Here is a 26484-nt window from a genome sequence, read left to right on the forward strand (position 1 = left end):
GAGACAGTAAAGCTCGATATTGGTGTTTTACTGTTTCACTTTTCCACTGGGTATTATTTTGTCTTTTTTGGTCATAAAAATAAGGAATTCTGTACAGATAATTCGACTAATACTATACTCCCCCTATGTATATTAAAGGGGCTTAAATATGCCACATTCCCCAAAAGAAAAAAAAGCAGTCCTTACACGGGTCAGAAAGTTGAAAGGGCAATTGCTTGCCTTGGAGTCGGCCTTGGAAGATGAAGTTGAATGTGCAGCCATTTTACAACAAATTGCTGCTATTCGCGGTGCAGTTAATGGCTTGATGGCTGGGGTATTAGAGAGTCATTTACGAGAAGGGCTTCAGGAGTCTGCGACAACACAGTTGCAAAAAGACTCTGTAGACGACGCTATCTCATTAATTCGAACATATTTGCGGTAAAAAGAAGGAATAACGATGAAATCACGTGCAGCAGTCGCATTTGGCCCTGGTGAGCCATTAAAAATTGTCGAAATTGATGTCATGCCACCAAAAGCCGGGGAAGTATTAGTTAAGATTAGCCATACAGGTGTTTGCCATACTGACGCTTTTACATTGTCAGGTGATGATCCTGAAGGCTTATTTCCTGTGGTATTAGGACATGAAGGTGCAGGTGTTGTTGTGGAAGTCGGGGAAGGTGTTACCAGCGTTAGCGTGGGTGATCATGTCATTCCTCTTTATACGGCAGAGTGTGGAAAATGTGTTTTTTGTGAATCAGGTAAAACAAACTTATGTGTCTCTGTTAGGGAAACACAAGGTAAAGGTGTGATGCCAGATGGGACAACCCGTTTTTCTTATAATGGGCAGCCGATTTACCATTATATGGGCTGTTCAACATTCAGCGAATATACGGTGGTTGCTGAAGTTTCTTTGGCGAAAATTAACCCTCAAGCTAATCATGAAGAAGTGTGCTTGTTAGGTTGTGGTGTGACCACGGGTATTGGTGCTGTACATAATACGGCTAAAGTACAAGAAGGCGACTCTGTTGCTGTTTTTGGGCTAGGTGGGATAGGCCTCGCAGTTATTCAAGGGGCAAGACAAGCAAAAGCTGGCTGTATTATTGCCATTGATACTAACCCGTCTAAGTTTGAATTAGCGCGTCAATTTGGTGCGACAGAATGTTTGGATCCTAATGACTTTGATAAGCCGATTCAACAAGTGTTGATTGAGAAAACCCAGTGGGGAGTTGATCATACCTTTGAATGTATTGGTAATGTTAATGTTATGCGTGCAGCACTTGAAAGTGCACATCGAGGATGGGGCCAATCAATTATTATTGGTGTCGCAGGGGCTGGGCAAGAAATCTCAACTCGCCCATTCCAATTAGTAACAGGGCGATCATGGCGCGGCACGGCATTTGGTGGTGTGAAAGGTCGTAGTCAATTACCAAAAATGGTTGAAGATGCCATGAAGGGCGATATTGAGCTGTCTCCATTTGTGACGCACACATTGCCATTAGAGAGTATTAATGACGCATTTGATTTAATGCATGAAGGTAAATCAATCCGCACCGTTATTCACTATGATTAAGGAGTCTTTGATGGAGAGAATTGAACGCCATGCGTGCTTTGGGGGCTGGCAGGATGTTTATCAACATCAATCCACCGTACTCGGCTGTGAAATGAAGTTTGCCGTCTACCTACCACCACAAGCGAAAACAGCGGCTTGCCCAGTGATTTATTGGTTATCAGGGTTAACCTGTAATGAACAAAACTTTATCACTAAGGCGGGAGCCCAACAATTTGCGGCAGAATATGGCGTGATCTTAATTGCACCAGATACCAGCCCTCGTGGTGCTGAGGTCGCTGATGACGAGGCATATGATTTAGGGCAAGGTGCAGGTTTTTATGTGAATGCTCAGCAAGCGCCATGGCGCAATCATTACAAAATGTATGATTATATCGTATCTGAGTTACCCGCTTTAGTTGAAACGCATTTGCCTGTAACGGATAAACGCTCTATTTTTGGCCATTCAATGGGAGGGCATGGGGCTTTAATGATTGGCTTACGTAACCCAGGTCGATATTGTAGTTTATCTGCATTTTCTCCGATTGTTGCGCCAACCCAAGTTCCTTGGGGACGAAAAGCCTTTACGGCTTATTTGGGGGAAGAGACGAGTAGTTGGTCCCAATATGATACAGTTGAACTGATTGAAAAATCTGAGGCTATCCCACCTATTTTAGTGGATGTAGGCACTGCGGATCCTTTTTATCAAGAGCAATTAAAACCTGAGTTATTTGCTGGTGTTTGTGACAAAAAGCAATTTGAATATCGATTGAATCTTCGTGATGGCTATGATCACAGTTACTACTTTATTAGTAGCTTTATTGGTGAGCATATTGCATTTCATGCTCGCTATTTAAACGATAATCGCTAAATATAACTAGGTGGGACCAATAATAGCTAGGTGGGACCAATAATTGGTTTCACCTAACTATTTCTATAATTTTACCATAATAAGACTAAATCACTATTTGAAGCCCCCGTATGAGAGCTTGCTTATTGCTTTAATGGCACTGATTGCGACATCTTTATTTGGGTCATTACATAATTCAAGCAGCCGATTAATCGTACTATGTTGTTTTAGCCGTATATTACAATCACCTAAAGCGGATATAGCGGCTATTTTCACATCATCATTTTTTCTTTTTGTTAAATCAAGTAATGTATTGATGACTTTGCTATCCATTTATTATCCTACTTATGGGTATTAATAAATAAGCTAATTAAAACTCATTTTTTTCAAATATTAATCTCAATGTTGGGAATGCTACTAAAAGAAATGGTTTATTAATATCAAAAAACACAACTAATATGAGTGTTGGTTGATATGGAGGGGAGCTAACGGATGAACAAGTGGAAATATCACTATCTATTCATCCGTTAGCTACTAGAGAGGTGGTGAGATTCAATTAAAAGCTTTTGGTTTTAAAAAGTATTAATGAAAGATATTGGTTTTAGATTAAAAATGTTCAGAGAGTTTACTTAATGCTTTTATTGCAGACACTGCGACATCTCTATTAGGGTCTTTACAGAGTTCAAGTAAACGATTGATTGCATTTTGTTGTTCAACGGTGACTTTATAATCACCTAAGGCTGAAATAGCTGCAATTTTAACATCATCATTTCCACGATGTGTTAACTCAATTAATGTTTCAATAATGTTATTTTCCATGTAAACCCTTTGAAATACCTACGCGATGCCAAGGTATTCTAAGTGAAAGTACTTGAGATTTATTTTTGAAGTTTAAGGTTTTATTAATAGATTATATAGATTTTACTCATTTTTAGGCTAATAACTATTTTATTAACTGAAGTGCACTAAGGGAGTAAAGGTTATTGATATAAAAATTAAGATTATTAAATCTATTAGTTAAATATTAAAATAGATATGACTTGATGATTTTTTAATAAGATCTAAATAACAAAGCACCTTACCTTTAAAATGGGTTAAATAAAGTGCTTATTAAGCCTAAGTTAGTGACGCAAATAAATGTGAGGCGTGTTATTTTCAGGATGTTGAGTTACACCGAGGTCAGCTTGGTACCAACGTGTTAAGTTTTCAGTCGTTAAAACATCGGTAGGGGAACCTTGGGCGACCAACTTCCCATCATGAATTAATAACACTTTATCTGCATATAATGCGGTTAGATTAAGGTCATGTAATACACAGCAAACGCCTAACGGTCGTTGACGTGTAAGTTGATGTAGTAGCCGTAAGCTATGTTGTTGGTGATATAAATCAAGCGCTGAAGTGGGTTCATCGAGAAACAAACAAGCGGGTTGAGCTGTGGGTTGCCATAATTGCGCTAATACTCGAGCCAATTGAACGCGTTGCTGTTCCCCCCCTGAAAGTTGGCGGTAGTCTCGCTGCCGTAGTGATTGGCAACTGGTTTGTGATAAGGCTTCATCGATGGCGGTGTGTTTGTGCTCTGAGCCGTAGGGGGTTCTCCCCATCGCAACGACATCTTCAACAGTAAAAGCAAATTGTAAGTGACTATGTTGTTTCATGACGGCACGTTTTCGCGCTAATGCATTATGGTCCCAGTCAACCATCGCTCGGCCCTCAATAAAACATGCGCCATGAGTTGGGGTGTTATAGCCTGTTAGCAATTTTAATAGGCTGGATTTCCCTGCGCCATTGGGACCAATAATCACCACGAATTCCCCTTGCTCAATAGATAAACTCACATTATCTATAAGCGTTTTTTCACTGATTTTATACGATAAATTTTGGGCTTCTAACAAGAACGGTTTTGTTTGCATATTTAGATCCTCCCTGCAGGCTGGCGTAAAATAAGCCATAAGAAGTAGGGGCCACCAATCAAACCTGTCAGTAAACCAACAGGAATTTCAGCAGGTGCAACCGCAGTCCTCGCGACAGTATCGGCAATGAGTAATAACCCCGCACCGACGATAGCTGAACCTGGAATGAGCCAACGATGATCAGGCCCGAGCGTCATGCGAATGAGGTGCGGAACCACGAGGCCAACAAAACCAATAACGCCGCTCATAGCAACAGCACAACCGACTAACATGGCACTGAGGAATAATAAAATAAATTTGGTTCGTTCAACATTAAGCCCAAGGTAATGTGCATCTTCATCGCCTAATTGCAGAATATTGAGTTTAGCGCCCTGCATTAGACAGATAGCACAAATAGGCAGAATCACTGAAGCTGCAATGGTCAATGACGTCCAGTCAACATTACCGAGTGTGCCCATCATCCATAAGCTGAATGTTCTTAGTTGTTGGTCATTGCTGATATAGCTAAGAACGCCAATGAATGACATGCACAGTGCATTGATAGCGATGCCTGCGAGAAGTAACTTTGCGAGGTTGCCATTTGATGAGCGATTTAAGCTAAAAATAATAAAAGAAACGGCTAGGCTACCAATAAAAGCGGCAGCAACATGGCCATACCCTTGCATCACGGTAGGTAATGAAACCGAGAAAACAATAAATGCAGCAACGGATAGGGCTGCACCGCTGCTGATACCGAGTAAGCTCGGATCTGCGAGAGGATTACGAAATAACCCTTGCATAATGGCACCAGACACCGCCAAAGCAAGGCCGACTAAAATGGCAATTAACACACGAGGAAGGCGGATATTCAGCCATATCTGCCAATCCGAGTCTGTGGCAGATGCCTGCCACAGTGCTTTTAATGAAAAGTTCATTGCGCCTGCATTCGACGCGATGAGAACTAAACCACCAAGTGCGAACAATAAAACGATAATCACCAAAAATGGGTTTTTAAAGCGACTCATTGGGATTTTTCTAATGCCTCACGTAGTTGTTTCATGACTTCAGGCGTACCTAAACTGAAGGTGAGCATGCCGACATCATCAACAACCAGAAGCGCTTTATTTTTCCCAGCGGGGGTCATTGACATTCCTTGTAATTTCCACACTTTTTCTATTCCTCCTAATGATTTAACCCCTTCTTTGGTGAAAATGATTAAATCGGGTTGGCTTGATAGCAAACCTTCTTGGGATAGAGGACGATAGCTGTCGAAGCTGCTCATGGCATTTTTTGCACCGACTGCGTTAATCACGCTGTCTGCCGCTGTGTGCCGTCCTGCCGCTAAAGGCATAACACCACCGTGGCTCATAATGAACAGGACTTTTTTATCGATAGGAGTTGTATTTACTTGGCTGAGCTGTTGGTTAAATTGATTAACTAATTGCTTTCCTTGCTCCGTTTTACCGACCACGTTAGCGATGGTGGTAATTTTTTCTGGAATGGCTTCTAAACTGGGTTTCCCTGTCACCTTAATAATTTTTACGCCACTTTTTTCGATTTGCGAGAGAGCCATTGAGGGTTTGGCTAACTCACTCGCAAGTACTAAAGTCGGGCGCATTGACAGCACGCCTTCTGCGTTAAGCATACGCATATAGCCTACATCAGGGAGCTTGGTGGCTTGCTCTGGGTGAAGGCTGGTGCTGTCACGGGCGACGAGCTGTTCCTGTGCTCCGAGTTCATACACAATTTCCGTCACATCACCCCCTAAGGTGACGATACGTTCTGCTGCATAAGAACCAAAAGAGATAAACAGCGTTGATAAGATTAGAAGCCATTGTTTCATAATAAGTTACCTATTTTAAATGCGGGGTAATGCGGTGACTTGTTGGCGCCATTGCTCTTGCTCTGGAGTCCCTTCCGTACGCTGCCCATACATTTGTGCGATTTGATTTCCTTGGTTATCGAAGACTTCAAGGCTAGTTACATGGCCATCTTGTGTTGGTTTACGTGTAACCCAGCATTCGGCAATCCCATTTTCAATCATGTGCAAGGTGAAATCAGGGTTGAAAATATTTAGCCACTTTAAGTCTGAACCTTCACTTTGATATGGCATGATTTTTTTGATTTCACCAGTAAAAATTTGCACACATCCGCGGTTGCCCACAAAAATCATAATTTCGTTTTGATCTTTGAACGCCGTGTTAATCAGCTGATTGAAGGAATCATTAGGCACTTTCCACGCTAAATCATCGCTAACCGCAGCGAAAACTTGCTGGCGGCTGAGGTTGTTTTTCTTGAGCAGAACAAAGAACTGGTGAACGTCCGTCATGTTGCGCCACTCTTGCTCTAACTGTTGTTTCAGTTCTTCGCTGACGGGCTGACTAGTAAATGCAGCCGCAGGTTCGTGGGTTAACTCGGCATTGTCTGGCGTAGCGTATTTTTCAATCAGTGCTTGCCATGCCGCCATGTCCGTTTCATCGGTGGTGTAAACTTTATGTAGTGCATCACCTTGTTTATCAAAGAATTGGACACTATGACGTTCACCGTGCTTGCTGTCTTCTGTCAAAGCAAAGATAGCGTCCCAATGGCTGAAAAACATCCGTAAATCAAGGGCACGAGGGTTTAAAATCAAACCGCCATGGGGGCTAAATGTCGCATTGTCATAACGGCCAACTTGCTCATGAACCACGTACTCGTTACGGGTAATCGCTTTCACTTTTCCAACAGTGGCTAATTCTGTCAATAAAGTGGGGGCATCGACGTTTAAACGAACCGCTTTGTCGTGGCCAACACGACTATGCAGCAGCTGAGCTTCAGATACATTTAAATAAGCGGCGAGATCGCGAGCGTATTTGGCTTTGTTATCTGCTTTTGCTTGTTGGTAACGCTCGTAAAGTGCTGAATTCACGTTTATCTCCTTAATATTGTGTGAATTACCATTGGAAGCTGACAAGCAGCTTGGCATTACGTCCATCTTGAGGAATGCCTTGTGATGAGTAGTATTCTTTATCAAAAGCATTGCCTAACACGACACTGGTTCCTAACCCTTTGAATTGCCCGTCACCTTGGTAGCTGACGTAGAAGTCATGCACGGCATAGCCCGCTTGTTGTTCTGCTTTAGAGGCTTTATTGAATTCAGTATGGCGCGTAAATTCCCCTAACCAGCCCACGGAAAAACCGCTGTCTGAGATAGGCACGGCCAGATTACTGGTGACAGAATCAGGTTTAATTGATGTTATTGATTTTCCATTAGATTCATCTTTTCCTTCAGTATGGTTATAAGCCAAACTCCAGTTGAAATAGTCTGTTTTATAATCCATCGAGGCATCCCATCCCCAAATTTTGGCTCGTTTAGTATTGATTGATGTGGTGTAGTTATTTTGCAGAACATATCTATCAACATTCACATATGTGTTTATGTAATCTTTCGCTTTGGTATCAAAATAGCTGGCTTTAAATTGCAGGTTATCGCGATCCGTCAATAAGTCATCGAAACGCAGACCAAAACCATATTCTGCAGTACGGGTTGATTCAGGTTTCAGATTAGGGTTTGGCTTCCATCTATTAACGATTGGCCCCATTTGGAAATGGACCTCGTCGTTATACATTTCCATCATAGAAGGTGCTCGGAAGGCTTCTGAATATGACGCAAATAGCATTGACCACTCTGTTGGTGTAATGCTAACGGCACCTTTAGATGACCATTTACCTTTTTTCACATCTTCATTGCCATCCGATGTGGCTTTATAATGGTCATAGCGCGTACCGACAATAAAGGAAACAGGTAAATCTTTTAGGCTAATTTCATCTTGTAAAAAGCCGGATGCAAAGGTGATGTCCGCATCGGGGAATTGGGTGGTGTTTGCATAAGGAGTTTGTTTTTGCTTATAAGCTTCACTGCCGTATGTCAGGTTGTGTGATGCTAATGGCAAGTCATAAAAGTTAGAGCGGTTATCAGCTTTTATGCCATAAGTTTTTTGTGTACGACCTTCATAGGGGGTTCCTTGGCCTTTTGCCGTGATATTAATATCGGAGTAATAAGGCGTGACTTTAAAATTTAGCCATTCCTGTGAGCCCGGTTTAATTTGATAAGTTATCTGAGCATCTCGTTGGCGAGTGGTACGGTTAACTTTTAGATTGTCACTCCCTACATTAATTTCTTGCGGGTTTTTAGGCTCATTGGCATCGTTGTTGTAGTAACGCATTTGGCCTGATAATTTCTGTGCATCATCGATTTGCCATGTTCCTTTTGCGAGCAAGTTACCGATAGTTTCTTTGTTTTTCATGTCATCGCCATTACTCATGCGGACATTACCGGTTTCTTTGGTGACAAAGCTGAATAACCCATCAAGGTTATCACTACGTCCAAATGCGCTACCACCGAAACCGAAGCTATGATCGCCGGTAGCGGCTTCGGTAAAGACACGGAAACCGTGGTCTTGGCCTTCACGTAATAAGTCTTTGGCATCAACAGTTTCCCAAGCAATCACACCGCCCATAGCACCACTGCCATAAAGCAAAGCTGAAGGGCCACGGATGATTTCAACTTGCTTAATCAGTGCGGGGTCGATAAAGGTGCCATTGACATGGCCTGTATCTGTGCCTTGGCGAATACCATCAACTAAAGTCAAAATGCCGCGTCGATCAAACCCGCGCATATAAATATCTTGTCCATTCGCTCGGCTAGTTCCCGTGACGCCAATTCCGGGAACTTTGCGTAAAATGTCATTGACGGTGCTGGCCGTTTGCGTTTCAGGTGAATTATTTTTGATCACCGTGACCATCATCGGGGTTTCGAAGCTGTCTCGTTCGCTACCTGTCGCATAAACGGTCATCACATCATGATGGTTTTTTTTGGGTGTTGGCTCTGTCGTTTGTGCTTGAGCACTTGCTATCACGCCTAAGATGGCGCTGGTCAGGACTGACATTCGCAAAACAGGGGACATAATTGTGATACTCCATATAGTTTTTATCTGTATTAAGCAGAGTGAATTCGTATTAATTGATGACGATGCGTTGGTCTGGAGGACCTGAATTCGGTATGACACAGGAAAAATTGCATGTAAGTAGTGTCTGAACATAGCAAGAGGAGTAAACACATAATGAAAGTATAAAGCTGAGGTAATAGCAGACTACTGGTTTGTGTTCAGCAGGACTATTTAGGGTTTTGCACATGAAAGCGACCGCTGTGCGATAGTAAAGTATCGAGTGGCTATCCTTGCTAATTCGATATTTAGCGGTACAAATGTGGAATACAGACGTCAGTTTAAACTCCATAAGAAACCTTTTCCTATGTTTAGATTAAGCTGGCTGCCTGGATAACTGCTCTAGGTGGCTTGCGAATTAAGTTTTGGTGCGACTTACTTTGGGTATGGCTTACTTAGTTAAGATCAATTTACCGGTACGTGTTTGTCTCAATTGATAAAGCTCGCCATTATGTTGAATTGAGACCTTACCGGCAGGGCCCAATAATTGTTGGCTTTCTATCACGTCAGTTTTTACGGTGTGTTTTGCCGTTTCGACGGTATTTTCTGCAACTGGGGCTGTCATATTATTTACCATACTAAGTTTGTTGATAATCGAAATGATATTGAGAATGATTATCTTTAGAATGATTGTTAATATCAAGTAATTTTCACAATCAAACAACAAAAGAGCCACAAAAAACTAAGTTAGTACGAAAAAACAGCATTAATCTAGTGGAACCCCACTGACAAGGCTATAATTGAATTTCTCCATTCATTGCATGGGTGAATAAAATGAAAATATTACTTTTAGGTGCGACAGGCCTTGTGGGCAGCCATGTTTTATCATTGGCTCTGGCAGACTCTCGTGTGACTCAGGTGATAGCGCCAACACGACATGCATTAGCAGAACATGAGAAATTACAAGCACCTATTGTTGATTTTAATCATTTGCCTGACGAGGCTGCATTATGGGAAGTCGATGCTGTGATTTGTGCGCTGGGCTCAACCCTCAAAGCGGCGGGCTCGAAGGCGGCATTTCGCCAAGTAGACTACACCTATCCTTTAACCTGTGCGCAGCTGGCCAAAAAATGGCGTTGCCCAACATTTGTATTGACTTCTGCGTTGGGGGCAAATGCGAAGTCACCATTTTTCTATAGCCGAGTCAAAGGGCAGCTTGAACAAGATTTAATGTCACTGGGTTTTGATTCTTTAACTTTGGTTCGGCCGAATGTGATTGGTGGTGAGCGTGAACATACGCGTTTGGGGGAAGTTGTTGTGATACGAATTATTTCTTTTCTATCATCTGTATTGCCTGCCAGTTGCCAAGTTAGCCCTGCAACACATATTGCGAAGGCATTATTTGAATCCGCAGTGAGCCCCACTAAAGGGGTTCATGTTATTTCATCTAAACAGCTTATATAACACTGGGTAGTTCATTTTTCTTTTGAATGTTATAGGGAAGAGATAAAAATATTCATTTCTTGATGAAGGCAACACTTTGTAATAAAACTGTAATAAAAGTGTAACGATTAGGTGTTTTTACTTATTGTTGCCACTAAATTATTGTCATATTTTTGCCTGCTTGTACTTTTAGCCGGGGTTGAATATGTCAATATTTAAAGAACAACCAGATATACCAGTAATAATGTCGAAATCTGAAATCGACGCTAAATATAAATACTGGCGATTACACTTAATGATTGTCAGTTATATTGGCTATGCCGTTTTTTATTTCACACGCAAAAGCTTCAATTTTGTTATGCCTGAAATGCTAACTGATTTAGGTATTACAAAGGCCGATATAGGGATGGTTGGAACCGCATTTTACCTGACTTATGGGGCATCTAAATTCCTTTCTGGCATCATTGGTGACCGTTCAAATCCACGTTATTTTATGGGGATTGGCTTGATAGCGACAGGGGTTGTAAACATCCTGTTCGGGCTAACCTCCTCAATCAGTATGTTTATCGTGTTGTGGATGGTAAATGCATTTTTCCAAGGTTGGGGTTGGCCGCCTTGTGCAAAAATACTTAATACATGGTATTCACGTAATGAACGTGGGCTCTGGTGGGCCATTTGGAATACATCACATAATATTGGTGGCGCGATAATTCCAATTCTATCGGGCGGTGTCGCATTAGCCCTTGGTTGGCGCTATGGGATGATCATACCGGGAATTATTGCCATTGTGATTGGTATTGGATTATGTATTTTATTACGTGATAGGCCTCGGACAATGGGCTTGCCAACGGTTGGTGAATGGCGAAATGACCTTGAAGAATTAAAATATGAAGCCAAAGGGGCGGGTTTACCTTTAGGCAAAATATTGAACGAATATATCTTTAAAAATAAAGTATTATGGGTTCTTGCTATATCATATGCGGTGATTTACATCGTCAGAACAGGGATAAATGACTGGGCAAACCTGTATTTAATTGAAGAGCACGGTTTTAATTTATTGTCGGCCAATGCTGTCGTCATGATGTTTGAAATTGGCGGTTTCTTTGGTGCAATTGTTGCAGGATGGGGCTCCGATTTAATCTTTAAAGGAAACCGTGCGCAAATGAATGTTATTTATGCGCTCGGAATTATTATCACGTCATTCTGTTTATGGATTGTTCCTGTTGATAACGAATATGTATTTTCTTTCTTATTCTTTATGACAGGGTTCTTCATTTTTGGTCCTCAATTCTTGATTGCGATGGCAGCCGCTGAAAACTCGCATAAAAATGCCGCAGGAGCATCAACAGGGTTTGTTAGCTTGTTTGCGTATATAGGGGCATCAATCGCGGGGTATCCATTGTCAATCGTCATTGAAAAATACCAATGGAATGGCTTCTATTCCTTGCTATTAGTCTTATCCATTTTCTTAATTTTAATGTTAATTATTGCAATGATAATGACGAAGAAAAAAGTCAGTGTAGAAGGCTAGTACAGCGTGATTTATGAATGACAGAGCCCACAAATGTGGGCTTTTTACTTTCGAAGGTTACCCCTGAATCTGCGCTAATGAACCGTATAAATCATAAAGCCTCTCATATTCATCTTGCTGATAAAATCGAATTTTATCCCAGCAAAATTGCTTAGCGACTTCTACAGTAAACCGCATGGCATCGATTAACTCGCTTTCATAACTTGCGCCTGTTTCACTGCCGGGAACAATCGATTTAGCCGTAATGGCAAGACCAACAACAGGTGCCTGTGTTGCAATATGCGGTTGCATTATAGAATTAAAGTGATAAACACCGTTATCATAAGGAGAAATGTCTTGTGTGGTGATAGGAAACGTCTTTGCCACATCTCCTGTTGCATACTCCAGTAAGCGTACTAAATCAGGTGCGACGCGTAAAATATAGCCTTGCTTAGCCGTGGGAGAAATAGCAATCCCTCGCTGCTTAATGATGCTGTTTCCCTTTGATGTATCGATGGATAAAATAGCATCCATCTGTTTATCGACTTCATATTGGTTCATGGTATTGGATGAAACTGGCATTCCCATAAAATCGACAGGGTCATGAGGCGTAATCGAAACATGCGTGGCGATATGAGAGCTAATTATTACGTCCCCTTTGAGGGTTTGCCCCTTTGCTGCCATATCCAACAACTTCATCGCGCTGGCAAAAGCGACAATTGACCCATCTGCATCAGAAACTATCCCAATACGACTCGGCTGTGCCTGCTGTGCACCTAAACGACCGATAATGCCTAAAGTCGGGTAAGCGCCTCCACGGTGTTTGCCCTCAGAGCCTGGGATCAATACTTTTATAAAATGGCATAACTTACTCGTATCCTCTGGGGATTCATAAGGAATAGAAATAACAGTGATGATGGCATCACTTGAGCCAACAGAATGAAGTAGCGCTGCCATTTTTTCGCCATCAACATCAGGGGTGTCTAATAAGTCATAAACTTGGCTTAGATAATTCAAAGACATTATTGCACTCCTTTAATCATATTTAATTTGAATGGCTTGTTGGTAGCAATTTCTTCAATCTTATTAGGTCCCCGTAACCATAAGGCATTTTGCTCACCTAAAATGGTGCCATGGTCGTTTTCAATAAATAATGCAGTACCTTCATACAGTGCGATCAACTCTTCCATGGGGTTAATCGTTAAAAACTCATTTAACCGCTCTTCACGGCTTTCTCCATTATGGCCAATCGGTTTACCAGAAATAAAATGCGGATTAATTTGAAATGGGCAAATATTCAGTGCATTAAATGTAGGGGGTTGGATAATTGGCATATCATTGGTGGTGCGAATACTCGGTGTTGCAACATTACTGCCTGCACTCCATCCCATATAGGGAATGCTTTCGTATTTAACTCGTTGTGAAATCAGCTCTACTATGTTTGCATCATATAGGCGTTTTAATAAAGCAAAGGTATTTCCGCCACCAATAGCAATCGCTTGTGCTTGTTTAACTGCCGCAACAGGGTCGCTAAAGTGATGAATTGATGTTAACTCATAACCTAAAGCATTAAATACTGGTTTCACAATCGCTTCAAAATCATCAAAACTGAATGTAACTGCAGCATAAGGAATAAATAAAATACTTTGTTTTTTGTGTTGTAATAAACGATGGATTTGTTCGTCCGCATGTTGTAAATAATTCATATTCCCCATACGTGAGCTGCTCATTAATAACGCATTAGTCATTGCTATATTCCTTTTTGATTTCTTTTATTGAGTTAATTAATAAATCAATCTCTTTTTCACTATTAAAATAATGAAGTGATAAGCGAGCCATTTTTTCTATTTGATAGAACTCTAATATCGCGGTTGCCATAAAGTGACCTGATTCAATAATGATATTTTTAGCTTCTAATTTTTGCATTAATAAATCAGAGGGAATTCCGTTAATATTAAATGGAATTATTCCTATTCTCTGGTGGCTATTATTAGGGCCATAAATTTCGACACCGAAAAGTTGAGATAATTGCTGCATTGCATATTGAGTAAGTGTTTGGTTACGTTCCTCAATTTGCTCAATACCGATATTTACTGCATAGTCTAAAGCCGAATCTAAACTAATAATAGCCGGAATATTTGGGCAACCCGCTTCAAAACGTTTTGCCGTTTGAGGCAGAATAATGTTCCCTGTTTGTGGATCAATTGAGCTATTCCACCAACCGACCAGTGTGGGGGATAATGATGGAACCAGTGGTTCACGAACAAAGAGAATGCCACTGCCTTCTATAGCTCTCAACCCTTTTCGGCCACATGATGACATAAAGTCACATTGCCATTTTTGAACATTAACGTTATACATTCCAATGGCTTGTGAAGCACTAATATGGCTAAGTACACCATGCTTTCTGGCTATCTCACAAATAGCCTGCACAGGTTGAATTACCCCAGTTATGTTAGATAGCGCAACGAAACTGATGAGCTTTGTCTTAGAGGTTATCGCTTGCTCGATAGATTCAGGTGAAAGGACACCATAGCTATCCGCACTCACCTTAATAATTTTTATTCCTTTTTCATGCGCTAACAGTTGCCAAATTGCAATATTGCTGAGCATCTCAGTATCAGGGATTATCACTTCATCGCCAGCTTTCCAAGAAACACCTCTAGCAATCAAACTGATAGATTCTGTACCATTTTTGGTAAATGCAATTTCACTGGGCTTTGCTCCGATAAATGCGGCCAACTTTTTTCGACAAATTTCAACTTGCTCATAAGTTTGCTTGCGGAAGCTCGGTAAATAAATCCCTTGCTCTGCGGTTTTATCAAGATAGCGCTTTACTGCGTCTATTACTGGTTTTGGTGGTGGTGCCGCGGCTCCCGTATCAAAATAAGCGTAATGTTGTGAAACTAGCGTGTCTTTTTGCACTTGCGACCAGATATTCGTCATTATTATTTCCTATAAAATTATTTAGCCCAGAAGGAAAGTAGCTTCGCTTTGAGGGTTGGCAGGAAAGCTTTAGCTGTGGAGTAAAGAGCATCGCCGGCAATAAGCCCACCAGCGAAAGTTGAAATTTTATCGGAACTGATATTGAAGAAACGCTCAATGATAATTCGAACTGCGAGTGCGGTAAGAACAGTCCAACCTGCAATAGGATAGTTAATCATTAAGCCAGTTGAGAAGAGTACGCCAATCTGATTTTTAGCACCGCCAATCAACTGAATGATGGCTCCCGGTATGGCCCACAATAGCAACATCATCGCCACATTTGAGGAGCTTCCTGCTTGGATAGTAGCAGCATAAAGCCTTGATGCAGGAACGATTTTGTCTTGTTCGAAATAAAAATCGTAGGTAAGCGCAACCACCACCAAGGCGCAGAAAAAACCGATAATAGCGGCAAAATATTGTTGTTTTCTTCCATAATGTTCTGCAGATTGGTTTTTACCATAACCGCGGATCATAAACCCCGTTTTTAGGTCAAAACCCATATCGGCAAAAGCAGGGCCTGTAGCGGCACAAAAACCGACTAAAACAGCTAATGCTTCAGGAGGGAACCCCAGTAAAATGCCAATCATCAATGAGATAAGAGCTGCTGCAGTTGCAGGAAACCAGCCAGAATGCATTGCAGCCATACCCACAATCATCTCTTGGATTAAAGCGGCTAAGGTCGCAAAAATGAGGAATCCAATAAGTTGCGGCAATGTCATAGTGGCAAATATCTGGCTAATAAATGTGAGTGCTAACGCGGTTAAAAAGTAGAAAATTGCCCCTTTGATTAAGGTTGACTTGATACGTTTGCTACTTTGGCGTAATTCATCACTCTCCTCGTTTTGTTGCTGACTATCTTTCTTGTTGCGAAATACAATGGCTCCGATTTGGATTAAGGCGACGATACCTGCACCAATCATCACACCATGTGGGACATAGTTTTCATATAAATTATAAGTAATTAGCCCTGACTCAGAAAAACCACGAATAAGTAGTCCAACAGCAAACATGAATAACGCGAAAATACTGCCAATCAACGCGATCCCTGCGGATGCCATTGGGATACCAAAACCTGCACCGATGGCTCCAGCAGCAAAGCCTGTCAGCAATGCGCCAAGACGCTTTCCACCTTTATTTCCTGCCCATAAAGTTTCTGCGGTGGCAACACCAGCAGGCCAAGAAGCGCTGGCAGGATAGGCGCGGGTATTAAACAAACCATATAAAATCGTGCCATCAATGATAATCGCAACGAAAGCCCCAGCCATCATCGGATAAATTAATTCAGGCATACCCAACACCCAAGGTACACCGATGGCAACCATTAACCCATTTGCTGCAGCAAAGGTTGCTGCAGAGATACTGGTTTGAATTAAATTTTGTGCATCTATAAATTTAAATGATGCGAAAATAGAAAGCGGGACACGAGATAATAAAATGGCGAGAACAGCTCCGATAATTGATGTGTTTGCGGAGATGCCTAGTGTGACAATAATCTGAATGCCAATAATAGCACCAACAAAAGATAATATAATTATTGCGATGAGTAGTGCCGGAGAAAAAATAGATACACGTACCTCAGTATCATTTTTATCATGAGATATATTCATAGAGTTACCTATTTTATTTTAATAATTAATAACTGCTTTTTATCTTATTAATTTCACCATGGATTTAAAATATGGCAGATAATTTACTGGCTGTGGATTTTAATAATGGGTAATACTCGGTTAAATTTTTACTTTGGCTTGATGCTGCAATGCATAACGAGCCTAATACCCCTTTTTCAAAAGAAAATATAGGAACGGATAACCCTTGTGTTCCTGCTAAATAAGCTTCTTTTGAATATGCATATCCTTCTTCAGCATAGAGACTTAATTGCTTTCTTAATAAGGTGTTATTTTGCAAATTATGTTTAGAAATATATTCATCAATATAAGAAATATCCATTGAGCTTAAAATTATTTGTGTAAATGGGGCTTCATGTAAGCTCAACGCTTCTCCTTCTTTAGATGTAAAGCGGATAAGATGGTCACTTTCTAAAATGAAATTGCAAATAGCGATATCATTGTAACGGCGATAAATAAATATGGTTTCATGTGTTTTATCAGCGAGAGGGCGTAGGTAGTCACTCGCTAATTGTGAAAAATGGCGTGTGTTATTGGCTAAATGACCGATTTCAATACACCGCAAGCCTAATAAATATTCTTTATTCTTATTTTTTTGTAAGAAACCTTGCTCTTCTAAAATATTAAAACCCCGCTGTATGACGGAAGGGCTCTTATCAAGATGACGAGCTAACTCACGCACTCCCCATATGGGCTTGTTGATTGAAAAGCAATCTAACAAGGTTAATACGAATCCAGCAGATTGTAGTCGGTTATTCATAGCTTCCCCTGTTTATAATCAATTGACTTAGCACTATTGTTATATTTTTGTTCCTGATACAGGAACAGTGTGCCGCTTTGTAATACAAACATATTTAGATGAAACAATATGCAAAGTAAATGATTTGTTGCATCCGTGTTAAGTTGGTCACTAAAACAGTTCTTATTATTTATCTTTTTTTCTTGGTTTTGCTGTAATTATTTGAAATTAATCTATTTTTTTTGGTTTTTAGCTGTTCCTGTTAGCGAAACAATGGAAAAGACGCAAATAGATAAATAAGTTATTGGTGAGAACAGGAGAATTTGTTTAGCTTGAATGATCTTTTCCTGATGCGGTTCATTTTATGTGAGAAATAGGCTATTTTATAATTTTGTGTAAACGTTTACACTAAGTCGAGATTGATCACAGAATCTTATCCCAACTCGTTGTTATACTCCGTAGCAATGACACGTTGGAAGACAGAATGTAATTTAGGCTGTATTGGGGGAAAAGAGATGCAACAGGTTGAAATACTCGTTACAGGCGGGCTTGGATATATCGGTAGTCATACTTGTGTTCAATTAATAAAGGCTGGGCTATCGCCAGTTATTATTGATAATTTGTGTAATGCAAAGCGAGAAGTGCTTAATCGTATTGAGGCATTAACCGGTGTACGTCCGGTGTTTTATCAATGTGATGTCCGCAACGAGCAACAACTAGCATCTGTTTTTTCTTCTCATCAATTTCATTCAGTTATTCATTTTGCAGGGCTAAAAGCGGTTGGAGAATCAGTAGAAAACCCCCTTAAATACTATGATGTTAATTTTAATGGAACATTGGTATTAATGCGCTGTATGCAAAAAGCGAACGTGAAAAGTTTGATTTTTAGTTCGTCAGCCACGGTATATGGCGAACCTAGTTGTTTACCTATCACTGAAACGTTTCCAACGGGTAATACACAAAGCCCTTACGGCACGAGTAAATACATGGTTGAGCGTTGTTTATCTGATGTATTTCACTCAGACCCGTCATGGTCATTAACATTATTACGCTACTTTAACCCTGTTGGTGCCCATCCATCGGGTTTGATGGGAGAAGACCCTCAAGGGATCCCAAATAACTTAACGCCTTATATTACCCAAGTTGCGGTGGGAAAAAGAGAAAAACTGGTGATTTATGGAAACGATTACCCTACGGTAGATGGAACGGGGGTTCGTGATTACATTCATGTCATGGATTTAGCAGATGGCCATGTTGCCGCCCTGCAAGGGGTTGGAAATCAAGCTGGATTACATTGCTACAATCTAGGCACGGGTAACGGCACCAGTGTTTTGCAAATGTTACATGCATTTGAAAAAGCAGTTGGAAAAGCCATCCCTTATGTGATTGAACCCCGTCGTGCTGGGGATATCGCAGAATACTGGTCCACACCGGAAAAAGCGTACCGCGAACTCGGATGGCAAGCGGAGCGAACCTTAGAGGATATGGCGGCTGACAGCTGGCGTTGGCAATCAAAAAATCCCAATGGTTATGAGGTTTAGGAGATAAATAATATGAATACAATGCCATTTAACCCTTCTGATTGCCCTCATCGTCGCTATAACCCATTAACGGGGCAGTGGGTGTTGGTGTCTCCTCATCGAGCAAAACGGCCGTGGAGTGGTAAAGATGAAAAGCCATCAATAGAGAATTTACCTCAATATGATGAGCATTGCTTCCTTTGCCCAGGTAATACACGGGTTTCCGGGGAAGTGAATCCTAACTACCAAGGGACTTATGTCTTCCAAAATGACCATGGTGCGTTATTAGCACAACCCTGCGCCCAACCTGATAACTCATCTGAGTTATTTCAATCACAATCGGTGAGTGGCGTTAGCCGGGTGATCTGTTTTTCACCTGACCACAGTAAAACACTGCCAGAGCTGTCTGTATCTGAAATTGAAGGCGTTGTCGAAACATGGCAGCAACAAATCGCTGAGTTAAGTGAGCATTATGCTTGGGTTCAGGTTTTTGAAAATAAAGGGGAAATAATGGGGTGCTCTCAACCTCATCCTCATGGACAAATTTGGGCGAGTGATTTTTTACCAAATGAAATTGCACGCAAGGACCATTTTCTTGCGCAATATTACCAACGCCATGGCCGTAATTTATTGATTGATTACATTAAAGCTGAACAACAAGATGGCTCACGGATTGTTGTCGAAACTGAAGAGTGGATTGCACTTGTCCCTTATTGGGCGGCTTGGCCATTTGAAACCATGCTATTACCGAAACGACACATTCGCCGTATGGATGAAATGAGTGAAGCCATTCGCGCAGACCTTGCTGTTGCGCTAAAAAAACTCACAAGCCGTTACGATAATCTATTTCACTGTTCTTTCCCATATTCAATGGGATGGCACTTTGCGCCTTTTATGAATGAAAGCCAAGGCATTGAACATTGGCAATTACATGCCTTGTTTTATCCACCATTATTGCGCTCAGCGACAGTAAAAAAATTCATGGTGGGGTATGAAATGTTAGCGGAAACCCAGCGAGACCTCACACCAGAACAAGCCGCACAACGTTTGCGTGATGTGAGTGACTGCCATTATAAGCAAAGCTAAACCGCTAAATAATTTATCAAATTACAATTAACTTAGCTGTTTGCTGGGTTAAGCAAATTATGCATTAAGGATAATTAAAAATGGAAACGTTAAAGCAAATTGTTGCCACGTCGTTTGAAAAAACCTTTGGCTATCAACCTGAAGTTTATGTTCAAGCCCCAGGGCGCGTGAATATTATCGGTGAACATACGGACTACAATGATGGTTTTGTTTTGCCTTGTGCCATTGAATACCAAACGATGACCGCAGCGTCAAAACGTGATGATCGTATAATCCGAGTCGTTGCAGCTGACTACCATAATGAGTGCGATGAATTCAGTTTGGATAGCGAAATTGCATTTTTGCCTGAAAAAATGTGGGCAAACTATATTCGCGGTGTCGTGAAGTTTCTGTTACAACGCGGGTTTTCATTTAACGGTTGCGATATTGCTGTGAGTGGAAATGTACCACAGGGGGCTGGTTTAAGTTCTTCTGCCTCACTCGAAGTCGTGATTGGGCAAACACTGAAAACATTGTATCAATTAGATATTAGTCAACAAGATATCGCACTTAATGGCCAACAAGCTGAGAACCAATTTGTCGGTTGTAACTGCGGCATTATGGACCAACTTATTTCAGCGTGTGGTGATGAAGGCCATGCTCTATTGATTGATTGCCGCAGTTTGGCACTATTTCCTATTTCCATACCTGATGACTTAGTTGTGATGATAATTAATTCAAATAAACAACGCGGCTTGGTTGGAAGTGAATACAATACGCGTCGCCAACAATGCGAAGAAGCCGCTAATTTGTTTGGGGTGAAAGCGTTACGCGATGTCACTTTTGATGAGTTTTTGCAGAAGCAACATCAATTATCCCCTATCGTTGCCAAGCGAGCTAAACACGTGATCAGTGAAAACGAACGTACTTTGGCGGCAGCAAAAGCATTGACACAGAATGACTTATTGCAGCTAAGCGAGCTAATGGCGCAATCACATATTTCTATGCGTGATGATTTTGAAATTACAGTTCAAGAAATTGATACTTTAGTGGATATCGTTAAGTCCGTTCTAGGTGCTCAAGGTGGGGTGCGAATGACAGGCGGAGGCTTTGGTGGTTGTGTGGTGGCATTAATGCAGCAACAATGTGTGCAGCCTGTGATTGACGCAGTAGAAGCGCAATATCAGAAAGCGACAGGTTTGCAAGCCGATATTTATGTTTGCCAACCAAGCTCAGGCGCGAGTGTGGTGCGTTAAAACTAAACTAATATATTGAAAAAGTTGAGATAAAATGCCGTTTACTCAAGAGAAAGACCCGACATTAGGTACGCCCAAAGTCATCGCGTTGACCAATAAAAATGGAATGGAAATTACCCTGACAAGTCTAGGGGCAAGTTGGATGAGTTGCATTTTGCCGCTAGCGAGTGGAAAACGGGATGTCGTTTTAGGCTCACCGAATGTGGATAAACACACAGAGCAGGACGTGTACTTGGGCGCAACAGTAGGGCGTGTGGCTAACCGTATCGCAAATGCACGTTTTTCCATTCACGGTGAAAATTATTCAGTATCAGCCAATCAAGGAGCGCATTGCTTACATGGTGGGAAAGATAATTTTAGTTATCGGATTTGGGCGGTTTCGCAACTGAGTGCTCAACAGGTTATTTTTTCACTCACCTCACCGGATGGTGACCAAGGTTTCCCCGGGGAATTAAAGGTTGAGGTGAGTTATGAATTAACGGATGAAAATCAAGTGATTATCCGTTATAAACACCAAACCACGAAGGCCTGTCCTGTAAACTTAACCAACCACACTTACTTTAATTTGGCGGGGGAAGGTAGCGAAAAAACGGTGTTAGATCACGCTCTTACTATACACGGCGATTATTATTTACCTACAGATAAAGCAGGGATCCCGAGTGGAGATTGGCGTGATGTTACGGGGAGTTATTTTGATTTTCGCCAAAGCAAACTCATTGGTCGTGATTTTCTACAAGATAGTGACCAAGTTGCGGCTGGGGGCTATGACCACACTTTTGTGCTTGATTCAGCCTGTATCGATGGGCGCAAATCAGTGGCATCGTTGAGTGCTCCTGAGGGAGACGTAAAGATGAATATTTTTACAACGATGCCCACCATGCAGCTTTATACAGGGAATTATTTAGTTTCAGTGCCAGGTAAAACCAAATTGTATACGCCTTTTTCCGGTGTGGCATTTGAAACGCAGTTTCCACCCGATGCCGTTAATCACCCCGAATGGGGAGAGCGATACAGCCCAATTTCACTGCCTAATCAAATTTATTGCAGTGAAACCTGTTATCAATTTATTTTCTAAATCTATATATCATTAACACCGCATTTAAGCGGTGTTTTCTTTTTTGCACCATAAACCCATTATTTTAATTTAAATAATTTTAATATGCGTTATGCCATTGTTTTTAATTCTAGCGCATTGTTTAATAAGCCATCCTAATTGTAGAGGTATACGATGGCGACAATCAAAGATGTGGCAAAAGAAGCAGGTGTTTCGGTTGCAACTGTTTCTCGAGTGATTAACCAATCACCGAAGGCGAGTCAAGCTTCTATTGTCTCAGTAAAGAGTGCAATGAATAAGCTGGGTTATCGCCCCAATGCCGCTGCTCGTGCTCTTGTGAACCAAAGTTCAAATACCATTGGGGTGTTAGTTAACGATGTTTCCGACCCTTTTTTTGGCGTTATGGTCAAAGCCGTTGATGGCGTAGCGCATAAAAACGGTAAACATATTCTGATTTGTAATGGTTACCATAATGCCAAGGAAGAGCGCCAATCTATTGAGCTATTGATCAACAACCGCTGTGATGCCTTGGTGATCCACTCGAAAGCCCTTGATGATGCAGAACTGCTGCAATATGCGAAAGAAGTCCCAAGTATGGTACTAATAAACCGCCATATTGATGAAATTGCAACCCGTTGTATTTCATTAAATAACTACAAGGGCGCCTATTTAGCAACAGAACATCTCATTCGACATGGACATACTAAAATTGCGTACATTTCTTCAAATCACCAAATTGAGGATGCCGTGCAGCGTTTACAGGGTTATCGAGATGCGTTAAAAAATAATGGCATTCAACTGTCTGATAGTTATATTGAATATGGTACGCCTTATGGAGAAGGCGGGGAGCAAGCGATGACTAACTTACTGATAAAATCACTCGAAATCACAGCGGTCGTGGGTTACAACGACTTTATGGCTGCGGGAGCCATCGCGGTATTAGATGAAAATGAAATTCACTCGCCAGAACAGGTCTCTGTCATTGGTTTTGATGATGTGTTGATTGCCCGCTATATCCATCCACGCTTGACAACTATTCGTTATCCTATCCAAATGATGGCAGAAAAAGCCACTCAACTAGCGCTCTCTTTAGCAAGAGGGGAAAAAACGACAGGTGAAAGTTTGATTTATTCTCCGACATTGGTTCAACGTAATTCAGTTAGGCCTTTGCACGCCTAATTATTTTATAGTCCATAGAATGACGAAAAAAATGTAAACGTTCTCATTTGTATTTGATGAACTTCACGAATTTATTATAAAACAGGTTTGTTCTCGCCACTTTCTCTCTACTTCTCGGTGATTTTTTGTATTGATTCCGGCTATTTAGCTTACTAAGTTAATATTTTAGATGATATTGTGAAAATATGTGATTCATTTAACGGTGATATTTTGTGGTAACGTTTACACTTGCTTTGTTATCACTTGGCGAAGGAATTTGACTATGCAAACTGAAGGGGTTGGGTTAAGCACATTAGATTACGGAATATTCATTCTGTATGTGCTTGTCATTATTAGTGTTGGTCTTTGGGTTTCTCGAGATAAAAAAGGGCAAAAGAAAGGTACAAAAGACTATTTTCTAGCAGGAAAAACATTACCTTGGTGGGCAATTGGTTCTTCATTGATTGCGGCAAATATCTCAGCAGAGCAGTTTATTGGTATGTCGGGCTCTGGCTTTTCAATAGGTTTGGCTATCGCGTCCTATGAATGGATGGCAGCACTAACACTGATTATTGTCGCAAAATACTTTATGCCAGTGTTTATTGATAAAGGCATTTTTACTATTCCAGAGTTTGTTGAAAAACGTTTCAATAAAACGTTAAAAACGATCTTAGCCGTGTTCTGGCTGGCATTATTTATCTTTGTTAATTTAACTTCAGTTCTTTATTTAGGGTCGTTAGCACTACAAACAATCCTAGGTATCCCAATGCATTATGCTATTTTTGGCTTAGCATTATTTGCAGTGATTTACTCTCTTTATGGCGGGCTGTCTGCGGTTGCGTGGACGGATGTTGTACAAGTTTTCTTCTTAATTTTAGGCGGCTTTTTAACCACAATAATGGCGGTAAGCTATATTGGCGGTGATGCGGGGTTATTCGCAGGTATGAGCCGTATGGCAAGTGAAGCACCCGCGCATTTTGAAATGATTTTAAGCCAAGACAACCCACAGTTTAGTAATTTACCCGGTATTGCAGTGTTAATTGGTGGTTTATGGGTTGCCAATTTATATTACTGGGGCTTTAACCAATATATTATTCAACGCGCATTAGCCGCTAAGTCTATTAATGAAGCGCAAAAAGGCTTGGTTTTTGCCGCATTTCTTAAACTCATTGTCCCAATCCTTGTTGTCGTACCGGGTATTGCGGCATTTGTGATTGTTTCTGACCCTGCATTACTGGCGGGATTAGGAACGATGGCACAAGAACATATACCAACACTGGCCCAAGCGGACAAAGCTTACCCATGGTTAACTCAGTTCTTACCAGTAGGCGCTAAAGGGGTCGTGTTTGCGGCATTAGCTGCGGCTATCGTCTCTTCTTTAGCTTCCATGTTGAACTCAGTGGCAACTATTTTCACCATGGATATCTACAAAGAATACATTGCTCCATCAACCGCGGATCATAAATTAGTGAATGTCGGGCGGATTAGTGCAGTCGTTGCGTTAATCGTTGCATGCTTTATCGCCCCATTACTGGGTAACATTGGACAAGCTTTCCAATATATTCAGGAATATACGGGGTTAGTTAGCCCAGGTATCTTAGCCGTATTCTTATTAGGTTTGTTTTGGAAGAAAACCAATGCGAAAGGGGCGATCATCGGTGTGCTGCTCTCAATTCCGTTTGCATTATTCTTAAAACTGATGCCGTTAGGTATGCCATTCCTAGACCAAATGATGTACACCTTCTTCTTTACTGCGGTTGTGATTGGCTTAATTAGCCTGACAACGGCAAAAGACGATGACTGTGAGGGTGCAATTATCCTAACGTCCGAAACGTTTAAAACGTCGAAAGGTTTCAATATTGCGTCATACGCAATTATGGTTATCTTGTGTGTTCTATATGCACTGTTCTGGTAACGAAATACATCGAACAAGCTGATAAGTAAAATGATAGCATAAGGCGGGAAAGGTAACTCCCGCCTTATTTTTTGCATTTGTTAAGCGAAATAATGGCTTATCATCAACACTGAAATCAGACTAACTATCTATTGCCCCAAACCCCATGAGAAAAAGCTATCTCACCTATAATTCAATTTTATCTATGAGAAAGCTTTCAGAGCAGTAAAAAGATTGCGATTAACGTTTAAATGACAACGTTGCTACCGCCACACTTTCATCACATCGCTCACTATTTTCAAATGGTTGCTTATACTTAGTTAACAACATCCATTCACCGGCAGGTAAATGTTTAACGGAAATAATGCCATTATTATTACTCGTCACTGAATATTCCGCTGTATGTGGCGGGTGCTTTGATTCGTTATTAGCGGTATGACTATGGTTATGACTATTTTTAATATACTCAGCAGAATCTATTTCAACTTGACTATAACTAAGTGGCTTACCACGGTAAAAAACCTGAAATAAATCTACCTGCTCATTTTTAGAAAAAATATTATTAATTGGAACTATTTCTAATTCTTGCCCTATTGGTTTAAAGATATAACTATCTAATTTGATATTACCGTCACTCACTATCGTTTTAGCGAATTTAACGCTAAACTGGCAATAGCTCGCTTGTTCTGCTTGTTGCTTATTTAATGGCCTCCAACCCTCCTTAGTTCTAGACCAAAACATCGGTTTCATATTTGTTGATATAATGAAATTATCGGCATTCTTTAGATTTTGCTTATATTCATAAACATAATCTGCTCCTGTACTTTCTAATGGTTCACTTCCTTGTTCTGTCGTTATTTGCGGTAATACAAAGTAATCCTGTCGATTAGGTAAACGTCCTTTCGACGGGAAATCATGGCCATAGCCAATCTCAGCAATAATACGGTCGCTTATTGGCTTAGCTGTGAGCCAAACATCATGAGCGGACGCTATAGATGTCATCAACAATGTGGATAAACTAATCGTAATTAATTGGTATTTCATTT

25 protein-coding genes are annotated in these 26484 nt (G+C 41.0%); 11 read left to right on the forward strand and 14 right to left on the reverse strand.

Features of this window, described 5'->3' with window-relative positions:
* Nucleotides 1-148: 148 nt before the first annotated feature.
* Genes frmR through fghA form a run of 3 tightly spaced genes read left to right on the forward strand, consistent with a single transcriptional unit; the run spans nucleotide 149 to nucleotide 2396 of the window.
* Nucleotides 149-421, forward strand: a complete 273-nt coding sequence (gene frmR / locus PR809_RS18175; RefSeq protein ID WP_004261729.1) for a formaldehyde-responsive transcriptional repressor FrmR — start codon at nucleotides 149-151, stop codon at nucleotides 419-421.
* 15 nt (nucleotides 422-436) lie between these two features.
* Nucleotides 437-1549, forward strand: a complete 1113-nt coding sequence (locus PR809_RS18180) for an S-(hydroxymethyl)glutathione dehydrogenase/class III alcohol dehydrogenase (RefSeq protein ID WP_206276072.1) — start codon at nucleotides 437-439, stop codon at nucleotides 1547-1549.
* A 10-nt stretch (nucleotides 1550-1559) separates the two neighbouring features.
* Nucleotides 1560-2396: an S-formylglutathione hydrolase gene (gene fghA / locus PR809_RS18185; RefSeq protein WP_166267940.1), complete on the forward strand. Its 837-nt coding sequence runs from the start codon at nucleotides 1560-1562 to the stop codon at nucleotides 2394-2396.
* Between the two features lie 93 nt (nucleotides 2397-2489).
* Here the strand turns inward: fghA and PR809_RS18190 are convergent, their stop codons facing one another.
* From PR809_RS18190 to hemP, 8 genes are all read right to left on the reverse strand, one after another.
* Nucleotides 2490-2708 carry a HEAT repeat domain-containing protein gene (locus PR809_RS18190; protein WP_166267938.1) on the reverse strand — a complete coding sequence of 73 codons (219 nt, stop codon included), beginning with the start codon at nucleotides 2706-2708 and terminating at the stop codon, nucleotides 2490-2492.
* A 273-nt stretch (nucleotides 2709-2981) separates the two neighbouring features.
* The gene (locus PR809_RS18195) at nucleotides 2982-3194 is read right to left on the reverse strand and encodes a HEAT repeat domain-containing protein (RefSeq protein ID WP_102137457.1); all 213 of its coding nucleotides are present in this window, start codon (nucleotides 3192-3194) and stop codon (nucleotides 2982-2984) included.
* Nucleotides 3195-3496: 302 nt separating this feature from the next.
* The gene (locus PR809_RS18200; RefSeq protein ID WP_232368237.1) at nucleotides 3497-4285 is read right to left on the reverse strand and encodes a heme ABC transporter ATP-binding protein; all 789 of its coding nucleotides are present in this window, start codon (nucleotides 4283-4285) and stop codon (nucleotides 3497-3499) included.
* 2 nt (nucleotides 4286-4287) lie between these two features.
* Entirely contained in the window at nucleotides 4288-5289 is a 1002-nt protein-coding gene (locus PR809_RS18205; protein WP_102137459.1) for a FecCD family ABC transporter permease, read from the reverse strand.
* Complete coding sequence (locus tag PR809_RS18210) at nucleotides 5286-6107, reverse strand: heme/hemin ABC transporter substrate-binding protein (protein WP_102137460.1); 822 nt, start codon at nucleotides 6105-6107, stop codon at nucleotides 5286-5288. Before PR809_RS18210 ends, PR809_RS18205 begins: the two co-directional genes overlap by 4 nt.
* Nucleotides 6108-6122: 15 nt before the next feature.
* Nucleotides 6123-7172: a hemin-degrading factor gene (locus tag PR809_RS18215; protein WP_272524603.1), complete on the reverse strand. Its 1050-nt coding sequence runs from the start codon at nucleotides 7170-7172 to the stop codon at nucleotides 6123-6125.
* Between the two features lie 25 nt (nucleotides 7173-7197).
* Nucleotides 7198-9210 (reverse strand): TonB-dependent hemoglobin/transferrin/lactoferrin family receptor, encoded by a 2013-nt coding sequence (locus PR809_RS18220; RefSeq protein ID WP_206276073.1) that lies wholly within the window; start codon nucleotides 9208-9210, stop codon nucleotides 7198-7200.
* A gap of 430 nt (nucleotides 9211-9640) precedes the next feature.
* Nucleotides 9641-9814: a hemin uptake protein HemP gene (gene hemP, locus PR809_RS18225; RefSeq protein WP_229597470.1), complete on the reverse strand. Its 174-nt coding sequence runs from the start codon at nucleotides 9812-9814 to the stop codon at nucleotides 9641-9643.
* A 209-nt stretch (nucleotides 9815-10023) separates the two neighbouring features.
* Between hemP and PR809_RS18230 the strand changes: the two genes are divergently transcribed.
* Both PR809_RS18230 and uhpC read left to right on the forward strand, forming a co-directional pair.
* Nucleotides 10024-10653 (forward strand): NAD(P)H-binding protein, encoded by a 630-nt coding sequence (locus PR809_RS18230; RefSeq protein WP_102137463.1) that lies wholly within the window; start codon nucleotides 10024-10026, stop codon nucleotides 10651-10653.
* A 184-nt stretch (nucleotides 10654-10837) separates the two neighbouring features.
* The gene (uhpC, locus tag PR809_RS18235; protein ID WP_102137464.1) at nucleotides 10838-12163 is read left to right on the forward strand and encodes an MFS transporter family glucose-6-phosphate receptor UhpC; all 1326 of its coding nucleotides are present in this window, start codon (nucleotides 10838-10840) and stop codon (nucleotides 12161-12163) included.
* A gap of 57 nt (nucleotides 12164-12220) precedes the next feature.
* On the opposite strand, the gene PR809_RS18240 is transcribed toward uhpC, so the two are convergent.
* The 5 genes from PR809_RS18240 to PR809_RS18260 form a co-directional block, all read right to left on the reverse strand.
* Nucleotides 12221-13165 (reverse strand): DUF1177 domain-containing protein, encoded by a 945-nt coding sequence (locus PR809_RS18240; RefSeq protein ID WP_195697507.1) that lies wholly within the window; start codon nucleotides 13163-13165, stop codon nucleotides 12221-12223.
* On the reverse strand, nucleotides 13165-13890 hold the full coding sequence (gene pepE / locus PR809_RS18245) for a dipeptidase PepE (RefSeq protein WP_102137466.1): 726 nt from the start codon (nucleotides 13888-13890) through the stop codon (nucleotides 13165-13167). The genes PR809_RS18240 and pepE overlap by 1 nt, the downstream gene beginning before the upstream one ends.
* A complete protein-coding gene (locus PR809_RS18250) occupies nucleotides 13883-15088 on the reverse strand; it encodes an aminotransferase class V-fold PLP-dependent enzyme (RefSeq protein ID WP_102137467.1) in 1206 nt (401 codons plus the stop codon). The genes pepE and PR809_RS18250 overlap by 8 nt, the downstream gene beginning before the upstream one ends.
* A gap of 17 nt (nucleotides 15089-15105) precedes the next feature.
* Nucleotides 15106-16734, reverse strand: coding sequence for an OPT/YSL family transporter (locus tag PR809_RS18255; protein ID WP_206276075.1), 1629 nt, complete (start codon nucleotides 16732-16734; stop codon nucleotides 15106-15108).
* Nucleotides 16735-16798: 64 nt separating this feature from the next.
* Entirely contained in the window at nucleotides 16799-17512 is a 714-nt protein-coding gene (locus PR809_RS18260) for an IclR family transcriptional regulator (RefSeq protein ID WP_102137469.1), read from the reverse strand.
* Nucleotides 17513-18006: 494 nt separating this feature from the next.
* On the opposite strand from PR809_RS18260, the gene galE reads away from it, so the two are divergent.
* From galE to PR809_RS18290, 6 genes are all read left to right on the forward strand, one after another.
* Entirely contained in the window at nucleotides 18007-19032 is a 1026-nt protein-coding gene (galE, locus tag PR809_RS18265; RefSeq protein WP_166267926.1) for a UDP-glucose 4-epimerase GalE, read from the forward strand.
* A 12-nt stretch (nucleotides 19033-19044) separates the two neighbouring features.
* The gene (locus tag PR809_RS18270) at nucleotides 19045-20097 is read left to right on the forward strand and encodes a UDP-glucose--hexose-1-phosphate uridylyltransferase (RefSeq protein WP_102137471.1); all 1053 of its coding nucleotides are present in this window, start codon (nucleotides 19045-19047) and stop codon (nucleotides 20095-20097) included.
* Nucleotides 20098-20177: 80 nt separating this feature from the next.
* The gene (gene galK, locus PR809_RS18275) at nucleotides 20178-21332 is read left to right on the forward strand and encodes a galactokinase (RefSeq protein WP_166267922.1); all 1155 of its coding nucleotides are present in this window, start codon (nucleotides 20178-20180) and stop codon (nucleotides 21330-21332) included.
* Nucleotides 21333-21366: 34 nt separating this feature from the next.
* On the forward strand, nucleotides 21367-22407 hold the full coding sequence (gene galM / locus PR809_RS18280) for a galactose-1-epimerase (RefSeq protein ID WP_206276076.1): 1041 nt from the start codon (nucleotides 21367-21369) through the stop codon (nucleotides 22405-22407).
* 153 nt (nucleotides 22408-22560) lie between these two features.
* Nucleotides 22561-23565 carry a substrate-binding domain-containing protein gene (locus tag PR809_RS18285; RefSeq protein WP_166267918.1) on the forward strand — a complete coding sequence of 335 codons (1005 nt, stop codon included), beginning with the start codon at nucleotides 22561-22563 and terminating at the stop codon, nucleotides 23563-23565.
* Nucleotides 23566-23827: 262 nt separating this feature from the next.
* Nucleotides 23828-25459 (forward strand): sodium/sugar symporter, encoded by a 1632-nt coding sequence (locus tag PR809_RS18290; protein WP_102137475.1) that lies wholly within the window; start codon nucleotides 23828-23830, stop codon nucleotides 25457-25459.
* A gap of 219 nt (nucleotides 25460-25678) precedes the next feature.
* On the opposite strand, the gene PR809_RS18295 is transcribed toward PR809_RS18290, so the two are convergent.
* Nucleotides 25679-26482, reverse strand: a complete 804-nt coding sequence (locus PR809_RS18295; protein ID WP_206276077.1) for a DUF4198 domain-containing protein — start codon at nucleotides 26480-26482, stop codon at nucleotides 25679-25681.
* Between the last annotated feature and the right edge of the window lie 2 nt (nucleotides 26483-26484).

Source organism: Providencia sp. PROV201, assembly GCF_028479545.1.
Lineage (GTDB): Bacteria > Pseudomonadota > Gammaproteobacteria > Enterobacterales > Enterobacteriaceae > Providencia > Providencia huaxiensis.